The sequence below is a fragment of the Epilithonimonas bovis DSM 19482 genome, assembly GCF_900108115.1.
GTDB lineage: Bacteria > Bacteroidota > Bacteroidia > Flavobacteriales > Weeksellaceae > Epilithonimonas > Epilithonimonas bovis.
Window position 1 is genome coordinate 1 of record NZ_FTPU01000017.1, and the last position, 23,181, is coordinate 23,181.

The window sequence follows — 23,181 nt, forward strand, 5'->3', positions numbered from 1 at the left end:
CTCATTAGAAACATGGTTTTGTACCAAATTAAGAATGAAAGATTAGAATTTTGCATAATCGTTCCACTTTTCAAGGAAATTCTTTTACGACACTTTTTGCATTCGTAGCTCCAGATGCTTTTAATCCAGAAATGCTCCTTGTGACCGCACTTGCAAACCACTCCGATTTTATCTCTCTGCTCCTTAAAATGAATTCTGCAATCTTCCTCTCTCCCAAAATGCGTTGTAAAACTAAATATATTCATCTAACTAATTAAATTATAAGTAAATATACGAAATTATGTGTAATTACGGATATTCATAATCCTAATAATATATTAATCTCAAACATACGACCTTATTTAAAAAAAATATATTTTTCAAATACTAGTGGAATTTGTTCATCCGATGTTTTGAACTTTACTACGAATCCAGAATTTTCGCCAAGATTTATTTATTACAATTTACATCAAGATGCTTTTTTTGAGCATATGATGAAAGGAGCAAAAGGCACTAAAATGCCTAGAGGAGATAAAAATCAGATTTTAGATTTTGAAATTCCTAATTTCCCAATTGATTATCAACAAAAAATTGCCAATATCTTGACAGATATTGACAATAAAATTGCATTGAACAATAAGCTAAATGATAATTTATTTTACAAAATCACTCCACTTTTACCTGTCCGTTCATCAGCATAGGCAAAAGCCAGTCACGTAAATCGCTAAGTTGTTGGTTTTGTTTTCTGTTCGTTAAAATGTTTTCTAAATAAGGATCTATTATTTTCTCTAACTCTGTAATTATTTTTAGAGGAGGAACGGAAATTCTACTTTCGATTAAATGATCTTTGGTTATATGCCCCATTGTTGTTTTCCTCAATTCAGCCATCATTTTAAAATGTTGCAAATAATTTGATATTTCAAAAAAGTAAAAGTATTTGGGATATTTTGAAGATGTAACTTTAAATATGTGCTGATTTAATGCTCCTTTGCCTAAACTCCAGATTTTTACATCTAATGTAGCTGACCAAGAAAATAGAACATCACCATCATAAATTTTATGCTTTTCAGGAATGTCAACTGTTACTTTTTCAGTGTTTTGAGATAGTCCATCATTCATTTCTTTAATTTTTATAACGGCTAAATAATCCTCGTTCTCATTTAATGGTCTATATTTTTGACAAGCTAGCCCATTTATAAATTCTGCAATATCATATAAACTTTTCACTTCCCAACCTTCTGGAATCTCCCTCTTCACAACTTCATTAAAAACCATTTTGCCACCGCTTGATTTATAAGGCTTTCCGTTTTCATTTGGGAAATCAAACTGTACAAACCAATAGTCGTATAGCGTTTTTGCCATCTGCTCTAAATTATCATTTATCCGATTGTTGAGCTCAATTTTATCATCTATTGTGGATAAAACAGATGCGATTTTTTGTTGTTCTAATTTATTATTTGGAACTAAAATTTCTTGACGTTTTAAAGCTCCTTCATTTACCCTTTTCCTTCCCGAAGTCCCTTCCATACAGCTTATAGCTTTTTCTCTAAACAATGGACTTCGCGCTAAATAATAAATGAAATTGGAATCTGAATTTTCATTTTCTCTTAGAACAATAAATTCTGAAGAACCGAATGCAACTTCCTCATCATCTAAAATATCTACGTATGCAGTTTTACCATTTTCTAAACAAGGAGTTATTTTAGCAACCAAGGTGTCTCCATTTCTGAATTTTGGTCCAGATTTATATTCTGAAAACTCATATCCTTTAATCTTCCGTTCAAATACTCCTAGCCTATCCATTGGAATCTTTTTTACTTTTCCGTTTTTTGGTAAACTTTCTGAAGGATTAAAATCTATAAATTCGCCGATAGATGTTTGCTTCCAATTACTCATACCTCAACTTTTTCAAATTTTCCTGTATCTTCTTCTCCAACTCTGCACTTTCTGCAAACATTGCTGTCAAATTATTTTCAAAAGAAGTCATCTTGTTTTGAAATTCTTCTGCTGTGATTTCAACATATTCTATTTTTACTTCAAAGTATTGACCTGCACTAAAACTGTAATTCTTTTCTTTAATTTGTTCTGCTGAGATCACTACTGAGAAATCTTCTTCAGGCAGCTTTTGATTCATCGCGTTGATGATGCGTTCTTCCTCTTCTCTGGTTAAAACTGTTCTTTGGTTTTTTCCTTCTTTTATGGTTTTTCCCAATTTAGAAGAATCTACCAAAACAATATGTTCATTATCTGCTTCTTTGTCAATAAAAATCACAGAAACGTTGGTTCCCGTACTTGCAAAAATATTACTTGGCATACTTACCACACCTCGCAACCAACCTCGATTGATTAACGCTTCCCGTATATTCTTTTCGATTCCGCTTTGCGCCGTAATAAATCCGGTAGGAACAACAATCGCGGCTTTCCCAGTCGTACTTAAGCTGTGCATAATATGCTGAATGAAAAGCAAATAAATCGACATCGAGTCTTTTTTTGCTTTCGGAACATTGGGAATTCCCGCAAAAAATCTTTCTTTGAAACTATCTTTATCCAAATCGTTTCTAAAATCTGAAAAATCTAATTTGAAGGGCGGATTGGAAACAATGTAATCAAACTTTTCTTTTAAATAAGAAGGTTCAGAAATCGTATTTCCTTTAATGATATTTGGGATAGAGTGCGAAAGATTGTTAAGAATTAAATTCAACCTCAACATATTACTCGATTTTTGAGAAATATCTTCAGAGTAAATCGAACAGTTTTTTTCTCCAATTGCGTGAGCAATGTTCATCAAAAGTGTTCCAGAACCTGCGCTTGGGTCATACACTTTCACATTTGTTACAGCATCCTTTACCAAAATAGCTGCCATAATTCTGGCAACTGCGTGAGGTGTATAATATTCGGCATATTTTCCACCACTGTCACTGTTATAATCTTTGATCAAATATTCGAAAATGGTCGCAAAGAAATCATATTTTTCTTGGAACATTTTCTCAAAACTGAAATTCACTAATTTATTAACCAACGCTCGTGCAAAAGCATCTCTTTGGGAAGAATCAGTAATGAATTGGCTGAGATCATCAAACATTTTATCTTTTACACCACTTGCCGTTTTTATGGAATAAAGATTAGAATTATCAAGGCTGATATTCCGCAATGTTCCGTCAAAATAAGTTTCTGCAAAATTTGCTTTGGTAGAATTGTTGAAAAGATAAGAAATCAAATGTTCTGGTTGCAGTTTTGGTGCCTTGTTTCCGATTCGGGCGATTAGAAATTTTCTTTCCTCGTCCGACAGTGATTCGTATGACTTCTGAAAATCGTTTGCTTCAGCTAAGGTTTCATTAATTTTCTTTGCTTCATAGCTGAACTTATCGTTCATATATTTGTAAAGAAAGGTCTGTGATATAATTTTAAATTCGTTTCCGTCGTTTCCTAAACCGTAGTTAGCACAAACACTTTTTAGGTCATCAATGAGCTTTTTTGTGTTCGATATAAATTCTAAATCTGTCATTAGTTGATATAAGATTGTTGTCTGTATTCGTTTACAACCAACTGGTTAATATTTTGGGTCGTTTCGAAGTCAAGTTTCATTTTTTTGTTGTCTATAAATTTTTGTATAATGATGCTCAATACTTCATCACTAAAATAATCATTCCCATCTTTCAGGATATTGGTATTGCTTAGAACGAGAAGATCAACCATTATTTTTGTATCCATCAATGCTTCGTGGATTTGTGTTTCCTGGGCAGAAATACTTCCTTTTTCCATTATTCTTTTGTGGATTCTGGTAAATTTGTCGTCGTTGTTATATTTTGAATTGATATTGGAGTTTTTATTATTAAGCTCATTTACTCGAGCATAAACAGATTTTAGCAACGTAATATTACTCCTCATATCTTCTTGTGAAACTTCGTCTAAATTTTTATTTTTAAAAATCCTTTCTAGTTCTTCTCTTAACGTTATAAATTCAGGGTCTTTCTGGTCGATATTTCTTTGTAATTCTTCTCTTGTTTTACGAAGATCACTATGAAGCTGAACAGCAATAATCATTTCTTCTTCAGAAACTTTCACAAACTGAAAATAGATATCTTCCAGAGCTACATTCAGCAGATTATTGTTCTCGTCTTCATTATCAAGGTTTTCTACAAAATTAATACTTGCCAACCTGTCTTGTACAACTTTCAGAAGTTGATTTAATTTAAAGAAATCTATTCCGTTTAATAAATCATCATCGCCTTGTAAACGAATAATGTTCCTTAATTCTTTTGCAGAACTGAGAATATTAATAATATCCTGTAATCTTTTCTTATCTGAAATCTGAATGATTTGGTCAGAAAAATTCTCAGCATTCCTGGTATCGTATTGAAAAAGAAATTCTTTTATTCTTGATTTGTCTTCCTGTATTTCTTCACGTGTTTTAAAGAGATTGCTGTAATTCTGCATTTCGTCTCCCAACTCACTTTGTAATTCCTGAAAATAATTATCGTTGGTAATTTTGAATTCTTTAGAAATATCAGCAAAATCGACTACATATCCGAATTTATAGTTTTTATAAGGTCGATTGACACGAGTCAGAGTTTGCAGTAAATTTTGATGCTTTACCACTCTCGCCAAATATAATTTCTTTAATCTTTTCGCATCAAAACCAGTTAACAGCATATTGTAAACAAAAAGAATATCAATATCTCCTGCCTTAAAAGACTTTACATCTTTTTTCCTATACTCTTTATCATTGATGTCGTGCAGAATCAACGAGGCTTTCAAAGAATCATTGTTGCCATATTTCGCTTTTTCTTCTGCTACACTCAGATAATCTTGAGTTTGTGTTCCGTATATTTTTTCAAATTCTGCAAAGAGTGCTTTTGCCTGATCAGAACTATCGCAAACCACCATTGCTCCTAGCGAATCATCTTGGTGGGTTTTTCTGAATGCTTTTAAATCTGTCAGAATATATTCTAACATTGGTTCTGCAAATTTTGGATGTGCAAAAATATCACTTTTGCTAATCGTTCCTTTTTTCAAAATCTCATCCATAATATCCTGCATCTGTAACTTATACTGCGTATTGATACCTTCTCGTATCAATCGCAAAGTGTAACCATCTGCAATAGATTTGTTGTAATAATATTTATGAATGTAATCGCCGAAAATTGCTTTAGAATCGTAATCTTTGGCGACCTCTTTCAAAAGTGGAGTTCCTGTTAAAGCAATTTTTATAGCATTCTCATCAGATTTTAAAAGATTGATAAGATAATTCCCCTTCGGATTATAACTTCGGTGTGCTTCATCAATGAAATAGATTCATTGGATATTCAGGTCATAATCTAAAACTTTTTCAACCGTACTTTCTTCAGTGAATTTCTGGATATTAATTACAGAAATTTCTGGTTCGCCTGTACTGTTTTGTAAAGCACTAATTGTTTTAATGTCTGTCAGGAACTCACTTCGGGAATTAACTCGTTTTACAATCAATCCCCTCATTCCAAATTCTGACGTCGCCTGATAAGCTAAATCTAATCGGTCGACCACAAAATAAAACTTCGGAATAATATTTTTCTTCTGATAATAATCAGTCAGAAATTTCACATTGTAGTATGCCAAAGCCGTTTTACCACTTCCTTGCGTATGCCAAATAATTCCTTTTTTAATAGATTTATCTAAACTTGCTTTAATTGCCTTAGTCGCAAATATCTGGGGATAACGCATAATGTGTTTCTGAATCACATTCACACCATCAATTTCTTCTTCCACATAAGCCAAACCAAATTGTAAAATAAAAGCCAATCTATCTTTAGAAAGAAGTGAGGTTAAAATTCTATTGGTCGGTTTGTTGTAATCTTTATTCGTTAGAAATTCATCTGTATTTTTAATTGCAACAATATTATTATCTCTTAAAATTGAGTTTTCTAAATCCTCATTCTCAGGTTTTAATAAATGGGTAAGATTAAGATTTTCTTCTTCTCTAAAATAATTGAAATGTAAATTCCCATTGGCAGAAGTAGCATAAAAAGCGCCATAAACAGGATCAATTACGCCATCCTCATATTCCATATTATTGGAGAAAATCATCAATTGCGTAATGTTGGTAAACGTTTTAAAAGCTGCATTGGTAAAACGTCTGTTGATACGATTTCTTTCATCAATTACGCCTTGTTTATTATTTGGTTTTTTAACTTCAATAAAAACCAATGGCATTCCATTAATTAAAACAGTAATATCCGGACGAAATTCTTCTTCTCCATTTTTATAAGTCAATTCTGTAGTAATATGAAAAGAATTATTCTCGAAATCATCAAAATCAATAAGTTTTATTCCTGAAGTATTAGTCAATTGCTTAAAAAAGTCTCTGCCTAAATCGTCATTTTTTAATTTAAAACTGACATCTTCTAAAAGTTTAGTTACCTCTCCCGAAGAAAGTTCCGGATTTATATTTGAAATGCTTTCTTTAAAAATATCAGAAAATATATTGTTTTCTTCCAACCGAAATTGCTTTGACCTTGAGATATAAGTATAGCCTAGTCTTGCCAAATGCAATAAAGCTGGTATTTTAACTCGTGAGTCTTCGTTGAATTTCATCGTAAATCTTAGGTTTCTGTAAATATAACAAAATCAAATAAAGGAAACTAAAGGAAAACCGTAAAAGAACTAAAATCGAAAAGCTCCTCTCATCAATTTCTGCTCTCCTCTGGAAATCCCGATTTCAGTTGCAGTATTTTAACAATCTCGAATTTCAAGAATGATTGTTAATTAATACTATAAATCTGCAATTTTGTGAATTTGCATATTTTCTTTACCTCATTAGAAAAATCATCATAGGTGAAAACATATCTTTTTGGGAATCGGTCTAAAGTATATGCTATGTAATCAGTACTTTTCATTGAATAATTAAAAAGCAAATACATAAAAAATGTCCAGTTTATTAATTAAAAAACTAGACATTTATAAATCATTTTAAAAAAAAATTATTCCTTCCTCGCATCAAATCCATCTTTAAATCTCAAAAAATCTTCCCCTTTTTTAGGATTATTCTTAATCCAAAGTTGCATAATTTCGGTATTTTCACTCAATATTTTTATCTCCTTTTCATCATAGATTTTTTTTCCTTCACCAGCAATTTCATTTAAAATATCTTGGCGCAGTTCACTTTTTGCTTTGATGCTTTCTTTGTACCATTTGGTTGCGAAATTGATGGAAATTATCATCAATAAAACCGAAAAAACACTAACTCCAATTCCACTCCAGATAAATTTTTCAAGTCTTTTAACTTTGTTTTCAAAATTTCCATAAAAATCAATGGTTTCTTGAGATAGAACTGTTTCTATTTTGGTAGGAATATTGGCAAGAAATTCAGATCTTTTCACTTGCTCCAATTCATACAATTTATCGACATCATCATACTTTGCATTTACATCACGCAAACCAGTCTGGATATGTTTTGACGAATTGATAAAGTCTTCCACAACAAATTCAACTTTTACAAATTGTTCGATATTTGCTTCGTTTGAAGCAATATTTTTCTCGTTAGATTTTATCACGTTTTCCAGCAATTCCATTCCGTTACTTTTCGTGTCTTCGTTTTGATTTTGATTTTCCATTTTATTAAATTTATTTTTTATTGTTATCTTGATTTTCTCTTCTTTTTCTTTAATAATTCATCATCTGAATTGGAGGTATAGGTTGGTTTTAAAAACTCCTCAATTGCTTTTCCAACTTCGCTGATTACGGAGTCGTTTTTTTGTACATTTCCACTATTTTCTTGGTTTGAATTTTCAGAAAAAACAGTTTCATTATCCAATTTTTTCGCTCTATTTTCATTGAGAATCGCTTTGATGTCCGCAATTTTTAACTTGCTGGTAATTTCAGAAAGTTTATAGCCTGCTTTATAAATTCTGTCTGTATTGGGATTTTTGTCTTTCTCCATCACGATTCGCATTCCCGAAACGCCGTCTTTCACATTCTTGGATAATTGAATTTCAAAACCTCTTTCTTTCATTTTAAAAATAAGTTCATCAAAATTTTTTGCTGATTTTAGGGTTTCTTTCAAATTTTTCAGCATCTCTGCTTTTTTCTGAATTCCAATTTCCACATCGGTCAACAAACCTTTTTCTTTACAAACTTCCCGAACTGCTTCTCCGAATCTTCTTCCTACATCATGTGATTTTACAGTACATTTCCCCGAAATATCAATCCTGTTCACGATAAAATGAATGTGTTTTTGTTTCGTACTGTTATGAATATCCAATCGAAATTGATTCTTATCGCTCACTCCAATTTTTTCTAAAGCTTTAGTAGCGATTTCTGTAAATTCTTCATCCGTCAACTTTCTGCCAATCTCGTCGGGTTGAGAAATATAGCCAGTTAAAGCCCATTTTTTCACATTCGTGTTTCGGTCTGCAACGGTTTTCATTTCCAAAAACTGACCTTCAGCCATTGAACTCAAAAGACAATTTGAAGCCACCATTTCCGCTGTTCCTTTGTCGTTTCCGTTGTATTCTAAAGCGATTTTCGTGATGGTTCTAGTGGTTGCAGAATTATTCATTTTTCTGAATTTTTGAGTATAAATATTGATGAATCAAATCAACTACATTCTCAATTTTTACTAAAATTTCTTTCTTATTTTCAAAAACAGTCCATTCTCGATTTCGCAAAAGATTGGTTATTTTTTTGAAGTGAGTTCCAAATTGAAGCAAGGTCTCATCAGTTTTAAATTCATTGATTTTTAATTCTTTTTCGAACAAAACATTTCGGATATACGTTGATAATTTGAGCGGATATTTCTCTTGTTTTCGAATCAATAATTCATATTCAGAATTGGTCATTCTTATCGAAATCACTTTATCCAGTTTTTTGTTTTCTTTAGTTTTTAAACCACCTTTTCTGCCCAATTCTTGGAAATGTTTTTTTCTCTTTTCCTGAGCAATTTTTGTTTCATTTTCTTTGGTGGCTTGGTTTATAAATTCTTGTAAAAAGTCGTTTTCCATTTCATTAATTTTTGTGTATTTAAAAACATTTCTGACGATAGGAAGAAATCAAAAATCTCAATTTTACAATCAGCGACCACGCTTATTGTAAACTTTGGGTACTTTTTGCACTAGCATCCCACCATATTTTACCTGTGTTTATTTCACTCACCTTCTCCTGTGTTTTAGTTGCCTTTCATTTAATGGATTTTTGTTAATTAACCAATCATTTAAGTCTTTAAAATCTGAATACAAAATCCGACAATCTTCTACATTTTTGTTTTCATTTTCAATCATTTCAACTGCTCTATTTCCGGCTTCATCGTTGTCAAAATAAAGTTCAATGTTTTCATAGTCTTTGAGTGAATTTTTAATATTATGAATCATCGAAACTGAATTCAAAATGATATAATTGGAAGGCTCTTTTTCTAAAAAATTTTCTACATTTTTAAAGGAAAGAAAATCGAAAAAACCTTCGAAAATCCTAACTGAATTTAAATTGCTTTTAATTGTTGAAACATCTTTTTTACCCAAACAAATTTTGGAGTATTTATTGCGAATTTCATAACCGCCAGAATCGTTTTTGAAACCAATTCCGAAATAATTTTTATCATTCATTCGATAATGAATTTCTTGTAAAAATTGAGTTTGATTTTCAACATTTCTTTCCTTTAAATATTCTAAAAGTGCAGGATGCTGAACATTTTTTATTTCAATAATTTCATGGTTTTTAGAAAGATTTTCCAATTTACTATTGGAAGTTTTTTGCTGTTGAAAAGAAGAAAAATTTTGATTTTCTGCCCATTCTAAAACTTCTTTTACAGAAGCATTCAAATATTTTTTCATAAAATTGACATTGTTTCCGCCGATTCCTTCGGAGTGTAAATACCAATAGTTTAGGTTTTTATTAATTTTAAAAGAGGCGTGGTTTTCTTTGGCAAATGGATTGAGAAACCACGCTTCTTTTTCCGTTTGTTTTGTTGGAAGGTGTCCGAGAATTTGGAGGACTTCTTCCAACTTTATGCTGTTAAATTGTTTGCAATTCATTGTGTAGATTTTTCGGGTATTAATTATTGTAATTTGTTGTGTAATTGTTGAGAAAATATATTAAACAATTGATTTTTAGATATTTAATCATTCAACAAAAGCTCAACAATTCAACAAAATCGATTTTATTTGCTCAACAAACATTCAACAAAAAAGTGGGTTTAAAAGTTTGTTGAGGATTTTGTAGAGAACTAATTGATTGATTTTCTTTTCATTATCAATTAATTCAACATTTCAACATATTTTTGAAGAATGAGATCTTTTTTAACAGTGAAAAATCGCCCAACGGAATTGTTTTGATAAAATATTCCTGCAAAATCAATGTCGTATCTGATGTAGGTTAAGCCGTTATTTTGCGGATTCAATTTCCATGTTTCCTTTAATAGATTTCGAATATCGTTTCTCGTCCAGTAAGTTGGTCGAAACATTCGGTTCATCATGTTCAGGATATCTTGTGGAACGAAATTAATTTCATCTTCGTTGTTGCTTTCAAAAAACTCATACAACAACTCAATCATTTTAGATTCCAGCTTATTGTTATTCTTGAAAACCAGTTTTTGGAGTGCTTTTGTCCTGATTTCATCGGCAGAAAACCACATTCTTGTTTTCTTTTCTGTTGAAAAAGGTCTCTCAATTAAAAACCGAAGAAAATGAGGGATTTCTGAAATGAGATTGTCAAGAAAGTCTGTGTTTTCCACTTTTATCGGATTAATTTTTAGAATCCAAAATCGAATTTCGTTTTCATCGATTTGAATAAAATTTTCTTCGTTATTGGAACACAAAATAAATTTGGCGAAAAAATCGATTTCTTCTCGGTCTTTTCCTTTGGCTTCCAACTTGTCTTTGTTGGTGGTCGATAGATATTTTAATCTTTCTGTAATCTCTTTTTTATCAAAAAACACTTCATCAATCGCCACAACCAACATTGCTGCCCAATCAGAATTAAATTGACTTCCGAATGAATCGCCTTTGATGTAAGTCATATTTAACCCGAAAATTTCTTTCAACCATTTTATGAACGTTGATTTTCCGGTAGCTCTTTCTTTGCTTACCAAGCATAAAATAGGCAGAATTTGCGTTGGAAATTGCAATAGGATTTTCAAATAATCTAAACCGAGTTCCAACTGTTCTCCGAAAATATGCTTCACAAAATTCAAAGAAAAAGGAATTTCATTTTTGAAATTTTCGTTTTCAGATGAAGGAGAGAATGGGATTTCGTTATAAATATTATAGAAACCTCGAACGATTTGTTGATAATCTAAATGTTCCGGAATACAACAAAAACCATCATATTTTGGGATTGATGAAAGAAAAGCTTTTCCATGGTCGCTAATGATTGTTTCGCGATTCCAACGAACCAAAACTGAGGTTGTGTCTCCCGAAATTAATGGTTTTTCTATTATTTTATAGTAAGTTGTTCCGACTCGGATGTATGGGATTTTATTTTTCATTATCTCTTCTTTAATCCTGGTTTATTATTGTTCTTCAGAAGTTCCAATGCTTTTTCAACATCAATAATTATTTTTCTCCCATTTTGAATGATGGCTTCGTCGATTGTTCCGCTCTTTTTCAACCTTTTAGCCGAAGACTCACTACAATTCAATAAGCTTTGAATGCCCGAAATACCATAGACGTATTTTTTCTCCGTAAACTTTGAATTTTCAGAGTTTTCAGTATTTGATTTTGTGCTACTTCCTTCAATTAAATCAAGAAATTCTTTGCCTGTTAATTGCCATAATGGTTTTTCTTTTAATGAATTAATATTTTCCATTTTTTGAAATTTAGATTTGATTAAATAAATGCCGTGTTCTTTGGCTTTCGTTTGTTCGAACAGGTCAAATTTCTAATAACTATTTGGTGATTTTTCGTGATTTTCTTGTAAAATAAAAAATGCAAATAATTGACATTCAATTATTTGCATTTTAACAAATTTTGTTTTTCGTGATTTTAAACTGTCTATGGGTTTTATATAGTTCTTTGCAGTTTATTTTTGAGGTTACTGACCATTTTTAGCCGTTTATGAATTGATAATTTCATAAAAATTTTCATAATTTTCCTTTTCGTAAAATCTACTTTTTAATGTGCTTTCTGTTAAATTAAATTCTTTAATTACAAAACTCTGCCATTCTTTCTTTTTAAATCCTTTTTTCTCAACATCATCTGACAACAATTTGAATAGATAAGCGAAGTGTGTTACTTTTAAAGCATCAGCACAATTTTTTTTTGGCATTTTTAAATTTAAAATGAGATGGAAATCTTCATGTGTAAGTTGGGATTTTGGATATATGTATTTTTTTTCAACCATCGTATCGAAAATTTTTCGTGTTATTTCCGAATCAAAAATTTCTTTGGCTGGTTTTAGTACAGAAACTTTAAAATAGTTTTCGATTTTTTGGAGAATTTCATCTGCTTTTGTCAGAATTTTAAAATAGTAATTCGTTTTAATCCAAGAATATTTACTGTAAATCATTTCTTGCTCTTTCTTCAAGTGATTTAATTCTATTTCAAAGTCACTTATTACTTTTTGTTTTTCTAATTGCGGCATTCCAGATTGAGATTCTTCTATTTCCAAAATATCATTTTCTTTAATTTTAATCCATTGCTGAATTTTTATTAATTCTGGGATCTTATCAAAGTAGGAATTTAAAAACGTATTATTGGTAATAATTTTTTTTTCAAAAACAAGGTCATCATATTTACTAATCTTTGTAAGTAAATCGTTGAAAACAATTTCTTTAAATCCTTCATTAGCTAATTGCATAAAAATTATATCAATTTTTTTTTCATCTAATTCTTCGCTGATTTTTTTACTTGCATATAGTTTTTTCATTTGAGCTTCGTCGTGATGAAATTTATCACTATGCAATAGTAAAAAAGCACTTTCAAAAATTGTAATGAGATAAGATATTTCTTGCAGTAATTGATTCTCACTTTTCATAATTCATCAAATTTTTTCATAGCATTAGCTTTAATATTATCAGCTATATCAATATACGGCTTCATAGATTTATAGTCTGCATGACCGGTCCATTTCATCACTATGTTAACCGGAATTCCAAGAGAAAGTGCTGTACAAATAAAAGTTCTACGTCCTGCATGCGTTCCCAATAAGTCATATTTTGGAACTACTTCGTCAACTCGGATATTACCTTTGTAATGAGTTAACCGGATTGGTTCGTCAATCTCCGCCAGTTTCGCTAATTCCTTAATATAGTCATTCATTTTTTGATTAGAAATAATTGGAAGAGCCCGATCATGTTCAAATGGAATATCTTTATACTTGTTAAGAATCTTTTTACTGTTCTTATTGAGTTCAATCTTCAAACTATCTCCTGTCTTTACAGTTGTAATTTCAAAATAATCCTTTTTAATATCTGAGCGTTTTAAATTTAAAGCATCGGAGTATCGAATTCCGGAATAGCATAAAAAAATAAAAACATCCCGAACTCTTTCAAGATATTGCTTACCTTCGGGAATTTCGTAAAGTTCAAGAGTTTTTAATTCCGTCTGCGTTAAGAAAATAATTTTTTTTTGAGTTGCTTTAAACTTTGGGTAGAATGCCTCATAAGATAGGTTGTCATTATACCCTTTTGCTTTAGCCCATTTTAAAAACCATTTTAAAAAACTAACTTGTTTTTCAATGGTAGAATTTCTCATTTTCAATTTATCTCGCAGAAACTCTACATATAAAGTCAATCCTTTTTCATCTAAAAAAGAAAATGATAGTTTACTATTAAATTCAGACAAATGCTTCCTAACAGACGAAAATTTCTCATATGTTCTGACTGTCCAGTTTTTAACTCTACCGTTTTCAGTTGTAAATTCGTCGAAATAATCAAAAAATCCTTTTGCTTTTGTGATAACCTGTCCTTTTTCAAATGCAGAATTAAAATGAAATTTAACTTCTTCAACGGTTGGTGTTAAATTCTTAAATTCAAATTTTTTAAAAACATTTTGAATTTCAGCTTCGTACTCAGACAGTTTCGTATTAATATCAGAGGCAGATTGTTTTAATTTGTTGAAAGTATTTGGTTTTACCTTAGACTTTTTGCTATCCCATTTATTTCTATCTACCCTCATACCCGTAAAAATCTCAATCCTATTTCCAGAAAAAGTAATACGCATACGGATTGGGACATTTTCTATAATCAATTCGCCATTCAATTTTCTATTTTCAAGAACAAAAATTACATTTCTTTTTATAATCATGAGTAAAATATTACACCCAATTTTACACCCACTATTGGCATATCTTTAAGCACTTTTATGATATTCAAAGATATTAAAAATATTTAAAACATTGATTTATAACTATATAAAACTTTAAAGAACTTGCAAAACCTTATAAGTTCGAATCCCTTCCTCTCTGCAATCTAAGCGTTGATAGTACAAAATCTGTCAGCGCTTTTTTTGCTTAGTTCCCAATCGATATTATTAATGGCGGCAATCTTTTTCTGTCGCAGAATATGTTACAATTTTGGAAGTATTTTTATAAAAAAGATGCTTTGCAGTCATATACTTAATGTTTTTGCCAAAGGCTGATGTGCTGTGTGTCAGGTAAAATATTGTCAACCTGACCGGTTAAGTCGAGATTATTATCCGGCATAATGAAAATATAATTGTATGCTAACAATAAAAAAAGTTTTTTTTCTTATTTTTGCTACATATTTCGAAATTACAATGAAAGAATTTTCTAAAGAAGTCTACCTGAAATGGTATGAAGAAATGACGATGTGGAGAAGGTTTGAAGACAAGTGCCGTTCTCTTTATCTAAAACAAAAAATCAGAGGTTTCTTACATCTTTATAACGGCCAGGAAGCTATTCCTGCAGGTTTTGCCCATGCGATGGATCTTACAAAAGACAGCATGATTACGGCATACAGATGTCACATTCACCCAATGGCTATGGGTGTAGATCCTAAAAAAATACTGGCTGAACTTTGTGGCAAAGCTACCGGGACATCCAAAGGGATGGGTGGTTCTATGCACATCTTCAGCAAAGAACACCGTTTCTATGGTGGGCATGGTATTGTTGGTGGCCAAATTCCTTTGGGAGCAGGTATTGCTTTTGCGGATAAATATTTTGACAGAAAAGCGGTTAACATCTGTTTTATGGGTGACGGCGCTGTACGTCAAGGATCTTTGCATGAGACATTTAACATGGCAATGAACTGGAAACTTCCTGTAGTATTTGTTTGTGAGAACAACGGATACGCCATGGGGACATCGGTTAAAAGAACTGCCAATCACGAGGATATATACAAACTTGGATTAGGTTACGAGATGCCTTGTCTTCCTGTAGATGCAATGGATCCGGAAAAAGTGGCAGAAGCAGCTTACGAAGCGATAGAAAGAGCAAGAAGAGGAGACGGGCCAACTTTTATTGAAGCCAGAACTTACCGTTACAGAGGACACTCTATGTCTGATGCAGAACCATACAGAACCAAAGAAGAGGTTGCAGAACATAAAAAAGATGATCCTATCGAAATCGTGAAACACAGGATTTTGGAAAATGGATGGGCTACCGAAGAGGAACTGGAAGTGATGGATGAGAAATCAAGAGCTTTTGTAGAAGAGTGTGTAGAGTTTATGGAAGAATCACCATATCCAAACACATCTCAGGTTTACGACTTTGTGTATTCTACACCGGATTATCCATTCTTAGACAAACTAGAAAATTAATAAGTAGATCATTTGAGAATTAGACCATTCTATTTTAATTCTCACATCATCACATTAACAAATTATCATATTAAATTATGGCAGAAGTAATTACGATGCCCCGCTTATCGGACACGATGACGGAAGGTAAAGTTTCAAAATGGCACAAGAAGGTAGGAGACGCTGTAAAAGAAGGCGATATCCTGGCAGAGATAGAAACTGATAAAGCTGTTCAGGATTTTGAATCCGAAATCAATGGAACATTACTCTATATTGGTGTTGATGAAGGTGCGCAGGCACCTGTAGATTCTGTTTTAGCCATTATTGGGAAAGAAGGCGAAGATATCTCTTCTCTTACATCCGGTGGCGCGGCAACGGAGGAAAAAAAATCCGAAGAAGAATCTAAAACTGAAAACGAAGAAACTTCTGTTGAGACTGCTCAGGACGCTTCTGCAGCAGACATCCCGGAAGGTGTTGAAGTTATCACGATGCCACGTCTTTCTGATACCATGACAGAAGGTAAGGTGGCTAAGTGGCAGAAAAATGTAGGAGATACGGTAAAAGAGGGTGATATCCTTGCGGAGATCGAGACCGATAAAGCCGTTCAGGATTTTGAATCCGAATTCAACGGGACATTATTATATCAGGGTGTTGGCGAAGGTGATGCCGCCGAAGTGGATAAGATTTTGGCTATCATTGGACCTGCAGGAACTGATGTTTCCGCAATTGTTTCCGGTGGTGGTAAAACTGCTGCTGCTCCTAAAGCCAATGCAGAAAATTCTGCTAAAACGCAGGCTCCTGCCGAAGATAAAAACGAATCAGCACCAGTTGCTGCTTCTACGGGCGACCGAGTGGCTATTTCGCCATTGGCCAGAAAAATTGCTCAGGATAAAGGAATTGATTTCGCATCAATCAAGGGTTCCGGTGAGAATGGCAGAATTGTGAAAAAAGATGTTGAGAATTATCAACCATCTGCACAACCAGTTGCTGCGGCTACTGCAAAAGCAGCACCAGCACAGCCAAGTGTAGCCTTTACACCAGGCGAAGATTCTGAAACTCAGAATTCTCAGATGAGAAATATCATCGCAAAAAGACTGGCAGAAAGCAAGTTTACGGCACCGCATTATTATTTGACCGTTGAGATCAATATGGATAAAGCGATCGAGGCCAGAAAAGAAATGAATGCCGTTTCTGATACCAAAGTTTCCTTTAACGATATGGTTATCAAAGCTGTTGCTGTTGCACTTAGAAAGCATCCACAGGTTAATTCTTCCTGGGCAGGCGATAAAATCGTTCACCATGGCAATATCAACGTGGGTGTGGCTGTTGCAGTACCAGACGGGTTGGTAGTTCCTGTGCTTAAGAATACTGACTATATGAGCTATAGCGCCATCTCTGCTGCTGTTAAAGACATGGCAGGAAGAGCGAAAACCAAAGCACTTAAAGCTAATGAAATGGAAGGTTCTACATTCTCTGTTTCAAACCTTGGGATGTTTGGTATAGAGACGTTTACCTCGATTATCAATCAGCCTAATTCTGCGATCTTGTCAGTTGGTGCTATCATAGAGAAACCAATTGTTAAAAACGGACAAATCGTAGTCGGGAATACAATGAAACTTTCCCTGGCTTGTGACCACAGGGTTATCGACGGCGCAACAGGCGCTCAGTTCCTGCAAACGTTGAGAACTTATCTGGAAAGCCCGCTTACCCTTCTGTTAGGATAGAACAAGAAGTTCGGAATATAAAAAAACCTTTCAATTTTTATTGAAAGGTTTTTTTGTGCCGATGCTGCGTGAGGGATGGAAGTGGTTATCCTTTTTGCCTGTAATACCGCATTGTATTGGACGGAAGCATGATAGGCAAAAAGATATGAACGGACAGCCCGGCCCGCTTGTTTTTGCAGATCCCGAAGCCTCTATACATTGGTAAGGTGGATGCAAAAACAAAGGGACACGCCCAAATTTGTCAGTTAATGATGATTTACCCTATATTTGCTGTGTGAAAAAGCTGAGGTTTTTATTAATTTTTACAACGTCATTATTAGCGGCACAGGACCATCTCTCCGGGTTTAATATGCTGTCTGCAACTTACAAAATCAGTCCCGACTGGATGGCTTACGCCGAAGGCCAGACCCGTGCTAGAAAGGATTTTACTCATATTGATTACTATGAAGTAAAAGGTGGGATAGGTTATAATTATATTAAAAACCATCAGCTGTTTGCCGGACTCGGGAGGTATGGGACCTATGAGTCTAAGAAAATTTCTCAGGAAGAATTTCGCTTGTGGCTACAGTATACATTTACCCAAAGATTTGGCCGGCTAAAGCTGGATCACCGTGCCAGAGCAGAACACCGGTTTTTCTATGCCAGCCAGACAGGTGACCATACAGAAGCTAACCGTTACCGTTACAGATTAAGTGCCACGCTGCCGCTGAACAAAAGCAAAGTGGAAGGGGAGACATTTTTTGTCAACGCGTTTGAGGAGCTGTTCTTTGGTTCGCGTGAGCCCAATTTTAAGCGAAACAGGACTTTTGCGGGATTTGGATATCAGTTTAATAATTCGCTGTCGGCGACTACAGGGTACATGTTTCAGCGAGAATTTGCGGAAAAAGGTAACGAGAATTATCATTTTATGTATTTTTCCCTCAACTTTACCTTTGATTCTTCTGATGATGAGCGTTCTATCCCAATGGTTGATTAGCAGAATGTCTCTGTAATCAGTAGTTCTCAGTCAGATAAAGGTAAGCCTTCAGGTATTTATTAAACCGTTTCAGGTCTTTTTCTTCCAGGAGGCCTGGCAATCTTGTGAGATCCATATTATCGCGAAGATCGTTGAGTTTGACGGCGACCGCCAGGCTGCTTTGTTCTGTTCTTTTGAGAAAAGCATCATAGTCTGTCTCTTCATTTTCGCGCTTGGTAAGGCAGTCTACCGCAAAAATGATGTGCTCGGGAAATCCTTTTTGTCTCAGGTAGGCAAAGTCATAATCGGGAACGTCTTCTACCACGTCATGCAGTGCACCCACAATCTTTTCATCAAGGGTTTTACCGGCGTTCATTACCCGGAAAACATGTCCCAGATAGGGTGCTCCGTATTTATCCGTTTGTTTTTTGTGTGCTTTTGTAGCCAATTTTATGGCCTTGTAGAGTAGTTCGTGGGAGGACATTTATTTAGATAGAGGTTTGATTGGTTTTAGTTTTCTTAATGTATCAGTTTTTAAGGGCTGAAGTTTTTGTATTGGGCTAGCCTTTGCGGACGGGACTTTTTTTGTAAGCATCTTGTACCGTGCGGCTTTGTTAGAATCCAGGTTTTTATAAAATGGACTGTTGGCTGTTTCACTTTTCAGTTCCAGTTTGCTTTTGACAGAATCTTTTTGAGTGAAAATATCTTTGTTGGGCTGTGTTGGCAGTAATTTCTCTGATTTTTTCTGAGAAAATAGAAAAGCAAACCCTAAGAAAGGAAGTAAAAGACCAATTTTTTTCATGACATATAATTTTACATGAAATTATAAAAAAAACCTCAATCAAAATGTTAAGGTTTATTAATTTTCGTATTTAATTTTTCAGATTGTTCTGGATTAAATTCTTCGGGAATTTTCTTCTATCTGATAATTTTATCTTCCTTTCAACTCATCCAAGAATTTTTCCAGAGAGTTGAGGTCAGAGATCTGAACTTCTCTTGCTTTAGCACCATTAAAACCGCCTACAATGCCGGTAGCTTCCAGCTGATCCATAATCCTTCCGGCTCTGTTGTAGCCTAATTTTAGCTGTCTCTGAAGCATCGAGGTAGAACCCTGTTGGGTGGAAACGACTATTCTGGCAGCTTCTTCAAACAAGGCATCTTTCTCATTAGGGTCAAATGATCCTACCGTAGAGCTGCCGTCTTCACCGGAATATTCAGGAAGAAGATAGGCATCAGAATATCCTTTTTGTTCACCAATAAACTCGGCAATCCGTTCCACTTCGGGTGTATCTACAAAAGCACACTGCAAACGCGTAAGGTCATTCCCGTTAAAGTAAAGCATATCACCTTTCCCGACCAACTGCTCCGCTCCCGGCGAATCCAGAATAGTCTTGGAATCGACTCCGGAAATCACCCGGAAAGCAACTCTCGCAGGGAAATTCGCTTTGATCATACCGGTAATCACGTTAACAGACGGCCTTTGTGTGGCTACGATCAAATGGATCCCAATGGCTCTCGCCAGCTGTGCCAATCGGGCGATAGGATGCTCAACTTCTTTTCCGGCAGTCATGATCAAATCAGCAAATTCATCCACCACCAAAACGATGTAAGGCAAATACCGGTGTCCGTTTTCGGGATTCAGTTTACGTTCGGAGAATTTTTTGTTATATTCTTTGATGTTTTTACAGAATGCGTTTTTTAGCAGTTCGTAGCGGTCATCCATCTCAATACAAAGCGAATTAAGTGTATTGATTACTTTTGCATTGTCTGTAATAATCGCATCTTCTGTATCTGGCAGCTTGGCCAGATAATGCCTTTCGATTTTTGAATAGAGCGATAATTCCACTTTTTTGGGATCCACCATTACAAACTTCAGTTCGCTCGGGTGTTTTTTATAAATTAATGAGGTAAGAATGGCATTAATCCCAACCGATTTACCCTGTCCTGTGGCACCAGCCATAAGTAAGTGAGGCATTTTTGCCAGATCCGCTACAAATACCTCGTTGGAAATAGTCCGACCAAAAACCACCGGTAAATCCATATCCGCGTTTTGGAATTTTGGCGAAGCAACCACCGATCTCATAGATACCATAGTTGGGTTTTTACGGGGCACTTCAATCCCGATAGTTCCTTTCCCAGGCATTGGTGCAATAATCCTGATACCAAGCGCCGACAGGTTCAGGGCAATATCATCCTGAAGTTTTTTGATGGCTGCCACACGAATTCCCGCTTCCGGCACGATCTCGTAAAGCGTCACCGTTGGGCCAATTGTTGCTTTGATCTCGGAAATCCCTACGTTGAAGGTTTTTAAAAGGCCGACAATACGGTTTTTGTTTTCCTCAAGTTCATCCTTATTGATGGTGATTTCTTCATTGCCATAATCTTTAAGAAGATTAACAGAAGGCATCTGAAATTTAGCAAGATCAAGTTTGTGGTCGTAGAGGCCGTGTTTGCTGACAAGATCGTCTGATTTTTGTTGCTCCGGTGTTGGGACAAAATCTTCATCTTTCTTAATTTCTACATTAAAGGCAATATTGTCATCTGCTTTTACAACCGGTATTTCCGAAGGTTTTTCCAGGGAAATTGGCGGAGCAGAAGGCGATAAAATAACAGGCTCCGGCGCGGTCTGTTTAGATTCTTCTTCGAAAGAAGTCTGATTAGGTGTTTTGATAGGCTCAACTTCCTGAGTTACGATAATATTACTGAAGTCGTTTTCATTTTTGATTGGATTGGATGCAGCCTTAGTAGGATGAGTTGAGGCAACTTTCTTTTCCTGGACAGCTTCATTTTCCAACTCATCGTCTGCATTGAATTCTTCCTGAGAGTCAGGCATCATATTTTTCAGTTTGCCAATGGTCTGGTCATTAATATCATTTAATTTCTTTTTGATAGAACTTGGACTTAGATTGAATTCAAGAATAAAGTACAGTGCAAAGCTAACTACTAAAACCAGCCAAAGGCCTACAGAACCAATGTAAGATCGCAGGTAATCCATAATCTGATAACCGTATACACCACCCAATACGCCCTGACCTTTGGTAACTGCGCCGAAGAAAATAGGAGTCCAGCAGATAAAAAATAAACTGTGCGAAATGGTCTTCCAGGGTTTGAAGTAGTTTTTCTTAAAAATCAATGTTCCAAAAACAAAACACAGAAAAGCCACTACAAAGGCCGCCACTCCTATACTTTCAAAAATGAACAGATTACCCAACCAGTCACCGATTTTCCCAAAAACATTAGAGGATTTTATGGCTTTATCACCCATAGTCCCGGCTTGGCTCTGATCTGCTTTCCAGTTCATAAGATAAGATACGAAGGACAATGTAAGTACGATGGATAAAAGGATAAAAACAATCCCGGAGATGATTCTTGGCTTGGAAATGATTTTGCTGGCGTTGGAGCTTGTAGTGTGTTCGTTGTTCATTTTTGGTAAGGTCAGAGGATGCAAATTTAAGGTTTTTTCTGTCGGTTAAAAATTAAAAAGGCCTCAGATTACTCAAAATTACCATTGGTAGAAATATAGATTAATGACAATTGAAATTGATTAATAAAAAACAATAGTAGTATAGACAATATTCCTAACCTGTATTATGTTAAGAATATTTATTTTTATTAAAAATTATATATTTTTATATTAAAAGGTGTGATTATTGTATTTTAATTGGTGTTTAAATATTTATTATTTAATATTAATAGGATTTTGTTGTTAATTTAAAATTTAATGATATGGCAGATTTTCAAACGCAAGAGGGTAACCGAGGCAAAAAAGGAGGCATTATTAGAAAAACAATGCGCGTTGACATGACGCCCATGGTGGATTTGGGTTTCCTTTTGATTACATTTTTTATGTTTACCACCAATTTTTCCAAACCCAATGTAATGGATATTGCATTTCCCGCAAAAGGGCCGCATGCACCTACAGAGATCGATTACAGAAATCAGATTACATTCATCCTGGGAAAAGATGGTAAGGTGTTCTATTATCAGGATGAAAAAAGTAAACTTAACAGCAAAAGCCTGATACCAATCTCCTTCGATCATTTTCAGGTTGCGAAAACAATTGAAGCTGCCAGGGCAAAAGCACCTAAACAGGATTTTTTTACTACCGGCGGATGATTCTCAGTACAGGACAATGGTAGATATGCTTGATGAGCTGGCTATTACCAAATCGCAACGCTATGGTATTGCAGAGATGAATGATAAAGAAAAGGAACTTTACCTTGAAAAACTGAATTAAGGATAGAATTAACATACAATAAGCCCTTTCGGATTTTCTATTTCGGAAGGGCTTTTTCCTGAATTTTCCTTATTTTAGTAGAAAAATTATGTCCATGAAAAAAATTGTGCCTCTGCTGATGCTCCTCTTGGTTTGTTCCTGCAAAAAATCGACTGTCTCTGATACTCCAAAAGTAGACAGTGCAAAAATTATCGATTCTATCAACGCAGTAAGAACAAAAATTAATGACAGTATCCTTAGTCATAACCGTTTTAGGGATTGGGCGGGCGAGCACAGCTTAACCCACGATATGATTCCTGGGAAAGGGCATGTTCAATTTTCTAAAATTGGCAGGGACACTTACAAAATTACAGGGAAAATTACCCATGGCAAAGATTATTTGGCTATCGACGGTACAGGTGAGATCCGTTCGGAGAGGCATCTGAGCTTTAACGGGACAATCAAACAAAGTTTGCAGGCTAACAATGCCGGGAAAATAGATGTAAGAAGCGGCCGCAAAACTTTCCTTACCAAAGATGGCGGCAAGTCATTCCGGTTGCAGGAATCGCTTAACGGTTCGGGATCTGCAGATCAGATTTATATCAAATTCTAGTAATCACCAATCGTTGTGTTACTTATAAAACA

21 protein-coding genes and 1 pseudogene are annotated in these 23,181 nt (G+C 34.4%); 6 read left to right on the top strand and 16 right to left on the bottom strand.

Annotation, left to right across the window (positions count from 1 at the left end; translation table 11 throughout):
- On the bottom strand, window positions 1-245 hold a 245-nt coding region (locus B0B05_RS08690; RefSeq protein WP_143745980.1), incomplete at its 3' end, for a transposase.
- A gap of 69 nt (window positions 246-314) precedes the next feature.
- Here B0B05_RS08690 and B0B05_RS08695 point away from each other — a divergent pair.
- On the top strand, window positions 315-680 hold the full coding sequence (locus B0B05_RS08695) for a restriction endonuclease subunit S (protein WP_262488147.1): 366 nt from the start codon (window positions 315-317) through the stop codon (window positions 678-680).
- On the opposite strand, the gene B0B05_RS08700 is transcribed toward B0B05_RS08695, so the two are convergent.
- The 12 genes and pseudogenes from B0B05_RS08700 to B0B05_RS08750 all read right to left on the bottom strand — a co-directional run bounded on the left by B0B05_RS08700 (window position 646) and on the right by B0B05_RS08750 (window position 14,189).
- Window positions 646-1,875, bottom strand: a complete 1,230-nt coding sequence (locus B0B05_RS08700) for a restriction endonuclease subunit S (RefSeq protein WP_076783271.1) — start codon at window positions 1,873-1,875, stop codon at window positions 646-648. The two genes, B0B05_RS08695 and B0B05_RS08700, sit on opposite strands and share 35 nt — an antisense overlap.
- Window positions 1,868-3,484, bottom strand: coding sequence for an HsdM family class I SAM-dependent methyltransferase (locus B0B05_RS08705; protein WP_076783272.1), 1,617 nt, complete (start codon window positions 3,482-3,484; stop codon window positions 1,868-1,870). The genes B0B05_RS08700 and B0B05_RS08705 overlap by 8 nt, the downstream gene beginning before the upstream one ends.
- A complete protein-coding gene (locus tag B0B05_RS17205) occupies window positions 3,484-5,019 on the bottom strand; it encodes a type I restriction enzyme subunit R domain-containing protein (RefSeq protein WP_394332786.1) in 1,536 nt (511 codons plus the stop codon). Before B0B05_RS17205 ends, B0B05_RS08705 begins: the two co-directional genes overlap by 1 nt.
- Window positions 4,999-6,549, bottom strand: a pseudogene (locus B0B05_RS17210) (type I restriction endonuclease); the annotation flags it as partial. The gene B0B05_RS17205 and the pseudogene B0B05_RS17210, both read right to left, overlap by 21 nt.
- A 386-nt stretch (window positions 6,550-6,935) precedes the next feature.
- Window positions 6,936-7,568, bottom strand: coding sequence for a hypothetical protein (locus B0B05_RS08715; RefSeq protein WP_076783273.1), 633 nt, complete (start codon window positions 7,566-7,568; stop codon window positions 6,936-6,938).
- 23 nt (window positions 7,569-7,591) lie between these two features.
- Window positions 7,592-8,512: a relaxase/mobilization nuclease domain-containing protein gene (locus B0B05_RS08720; protein WP_076783274.1), complete on the bottom strand. Its 921-nt coding sequence runs from the start codon at window positions 8,510-8,512 to the stop codon at window positions 7,592-7,594.
- On the bottom strand, window positions 8,505-8,954 hold the full coding sequence (locus B0B05_RS08725; protein ID WP_076783275.1) for a plasmid mobilization protein: 450 nt from the start codon (window positions 8,952-8,954) through the stop codon (window positions 8,505-8,507). The genes B0B05_RS08720 and B0B05_RS08725 overlap by 8 nt, the downstream gene beginning before the upstream one ends.
- A 147-nt stretch (window positions 8,955-9,101) precedes the next feature.
- Complete coding sequence (locus tag B0B05_RS08730; RefSeq protein ID WP_076783276.1) at window positions 9,102-9,980, bottom strand: toprim domain-containing protein; 879 nt, start codon at window positions 9,978-9,980, stop codon at window positions 9,102-9,104.
- 221 nt (window positions 9,981-10,201) lie between these two features.
- A complete protein-coding gene (locus tag B0B05_RS08735; RefSeq protein ID WP_076783277.1) occupies window positions 10,202-11,431 on the bottom strand; it encodes a primase-helicase family protein in 1,230 nt (409 codons plus the stop codon).
- Window positions 11,431-11,751, bottom strand: a complete 321-nt coding sequence (locus B0B05_RS08740; protein WP_076783278.1) for a DUF3853 family protein — start codon at window positions 11,749-11,751, stop codon at window positions 11,431-11,433. The genes B0B05_RS08735 and B0B05_RS08740 overlap by 1 nt, the downstream gene beginning before the upstream one ends.
- Window positions 11,752-11,997: 246 nt before the next feature.
- Window positions 11,998-12,918, bottom strand: coding sequence for a hypothetical protein (locus tag B0B05_RS08745; RefSeq protein WP_076783279.1), 921 nt, complete (start codon window positions 12,916-12,918; stop codon window positions 11,998-12,000).
- Window positions 12,915-14,189 (bottom strand): site-specific integrase, encoded by a 1,275-nt coding sequence (locus tag B0B05_RS08750; RefSeq protein ID WP_076783280.1) that lies wholly within the window; start codon window positions 14,187-14,189, stop codon window positions 12,915-12,917. Before B0B05_RS08750 ends, B0B05_RS08745 begins: the two co-directional genes overlap by 4 nt.
- 471 nt (window positions 14,190-14,660) lie before the next feature.
- Here B0B05_RS08750 and pdhA point away from each other — a divergent pair, with 471 nt between their 5' ends.
- From pdhA to B0B05_RS08765, 3 genes are all read left to right on the top strand, one after another.
- The gene (pdhA, locus tag B0B05_RS08755; protein WP_076783281.1) at window positions 14,661-15,662 is read left to right on the top strand and encodes a pyruvate dehydrogenase (acetyl-transferring) E1 component subunit alpha; all 1,002 of its coding nucleotides are present in this window, start codon (window positions 14,661-14,663) and stop codon (window positions 15,660-15,662) included.
- A 77-nt stretch (window positions 15,663-15,739) separates the two neighbouring features.
- Complete coding sequence (locus tag B0B05_RS08760; RefSeq protein ID WP_076783282.1) at window positions 15,740-17,365, top strand: pyruvate dehydrogenase complex dihydrolipoamide acetyltransferase; 1,626 nt, start codon at window positions 15,740-15,742, stop codon at window positions 17,363-17,365.
- Between the two features lie 274 nt (window positions 17,366-17,639).
- Window positions 17,640-18,341: a DUF2490 domain-containing protein gene (locus tag B0B05_RS08765; protein WP_076783283.1), complete on the top strand. Its 702-nt coding sequence runs from the start codon at window positions 17,640-17,642 to the stop codon at window positions 18,339-18,341.
- 16 nt (window positions 18,342-18,357) lie between these two features.
- Here the strand turns inward: B0B05_RS08765 and B0B05_RS08770 are convergent, their stop codons facing one another.
- From B0B05_RS08770 to B0B05_RS08780, 3 genes are all read right to left on the bottom strand, one after another.
- Window positions 18,358-18,804, bottom strand: coding sequence for a phosphohydrolase (locus B0B05_RS08770; protein ID WP_076783284.1), 447 nt, complete (start codon window positions 18,802-18,804; stop codon window positions 18,358-18,360).
- Window positions 18,805-19,122, bottom strand: coding sequence for a hypothetical protein (locus B0B05_RS08775; protein ID WP_076783285.1), 318 nt, complete (start codon window positions 19,120-19,122; stop codon window positions 18,805-18,807). It lies immediately after the preceding gene.
- Between the two features lie 129 nt (window positions 19,123-19,251).
- Window positions 19,252-21,744, bottom strand: coding sequence for a DNA translocase FtsK (locus B0B05_RS08780; protein WP_076783286.1), 2,493 nt, complete (start codon window positions 21,742-21,744; stop codon window positions 19,252-19,254).
- A 302-nt stretch (window positions 21,745-22,046) separates the two neighbouring features.
- On the opposite strand from B0B05_RS08780, the gene B0B05_RS08785 reads away from it, so the two are divergent.
- Both B0B05_RS08785 and B0B05_RS08790 read left to right on the top strand, forming a co-directional pair.
- Window positions 22,047-22,436: an ExbD/TolR family protein gene (locus tag B0B05_RS08785; protein WP_317044126.1), complete on the top strand. Its 390-nt coding sequence runs from the start codon at window positions 22,047-22,049 to the stop codon at window positions 22,434-22,436.
- 215 nt (window positions 22,437-22,651) lie between these two features.
- On the top strand, window positions 22,652-23,149 hold the full coding sequence (locus B0B05_RS08790; RefSeq protein WP_143745981.1) for a hypothetical protein: 498 nt from the start codon (window positions 22,652-22,654) through the stop codon (window positions 23,147-23,149).
- Window positions 23,150-23,181: the final 32 nt, after the last annotated feature.

Excerpts from the sequence above, each read along its gene's own strand:
- B0B05_RS08700 (WP_076783271.1), bottom strand. The coding sequence starts at position 1,875 with ATGAGTAATTGGAAGCAAACATCTATCGGCGAATTTATAGATTTTAAT.
- B0B05_RS08705 (WP_076783272.1), bottom strand. The coding sequence starts at position 3,484 with ATGACAGATTTAGAATTTATATCGAACACAAAAAAGCTCATTGATGAC.
- B0B05_RS17205 (WP_394332786.1), bottom strand. The coding sequence starts at position 5,019 with ATGCAGGATATTATGGATGAGATTTTGAAAAAAGGAACGATTAGCAAA.
- B0B05_RS08715 (WP_076783273.1), bottom strand. The coding sequence starts at position 7,568 with ATGGAAAATCAAAATCAAAACGAAGACACGAAAAGTAACGGAATGGAA.
- B0B05_RS08720 (WP_076783274.1), bottom strand. The coding sequence starts at position 8,512 with ATGAATAATTCTGCAACCACTAGAACCATCACGAAAATCGCTTTAGAA.
- B0B05_RS08725 (WP_076783275.1), bottom strand. The coding sequence starts at position 8,954 with ATGGAAAACGACTTTTTACAAGAATTTATAAACCAAGCCACCAAAGAA.
- B0B05_RS08730 (WP_076783276.1), bottom strand. The coding sequence starts at position 9,980 with ATGAATTGCAAACAATTTAACAGCATAAAGTTGGAAGAAGTCCTCCAA.
- B0B05_RS08735 (WP_076783277.1), bottom strand. The coding sequence starts at position 11,431 with ATGAAAAATAAAATCCCATACATCCGAGTCGGAACAACTTACTATAAA.
- B0B05_RS08740 (WP_076783278.1), bottom strand. The coding sequence starts at position 11,751 with ATGGAAAATATTAATTCATTAAAAGAAAAACCATTATGGCAATTAACA.
- B0B05_RS08745 (WP_076783279.1), bottom strand. The coding sequence starts at position 12,918 with ATGAAAAGTGAGAATCAATTACTGCAAGAAATATCTTATCTCATTACA.
- B0B05_RS08750 (WP_076783280.1), bottom strand. The coding sequence starts at position 14,189 with ATGATTATAAAAAGAAATGTAATTTTTGTTCTTGAAAATAGAAAATTG.
- pdhA (WP_076783281.1), top strand. The coding sequence starts at position 14,661 with ATGAAAGAATTTTCTAAAGAAGTCTACCTGAAATGGTATGAAGAAATG.
- B0B05_RS08760 (WP_076783282.1), top strand. The coding sequence starts at position 15,740 with ATGGCAGAAGTAATTACGATGCCCCGCTTATCGGACACGATGACGGAA.
- B0B05_RS08770 (WP_076783284.1), bottom strand. The coding sequence starts at position 18,804 with ATGTCCTCCCACGAACTACTCTACAAGGCCATAAAATTGGCTACAAAA.
- B0B05_RS08775 (WP_076783285.1), bottom strand. The coding sequence starts at position 19,122 with ATGAAAAAAATTGGTCTTTTACTTCCTTTCTTAGGGTTTGCTTTTCTA.
- B0B05_RS08780 (WP_076783286.1), bottom strand. The coding sequence starts at position 21,744 with ATGAACAACGAACACACTACAAGCTCCAACGCCAGCAAAATCATTTCC.
- B0B05_RS08785 (WP_317044126.1), top strand. The coding sequence starts at position 22,047 with ATGGCAGATTTTCAAACGCAAGAGGGTAACCGAGGCAAAAAAGGAGGC.
- B0B05_RS08790 (WP_143745981.1), top strand. The coding sequence starts at position 22,652 with ATGAAAAAAATTGTGCCTCTGCTGATGCTCCTCTTGGTTTGTTCCTGC.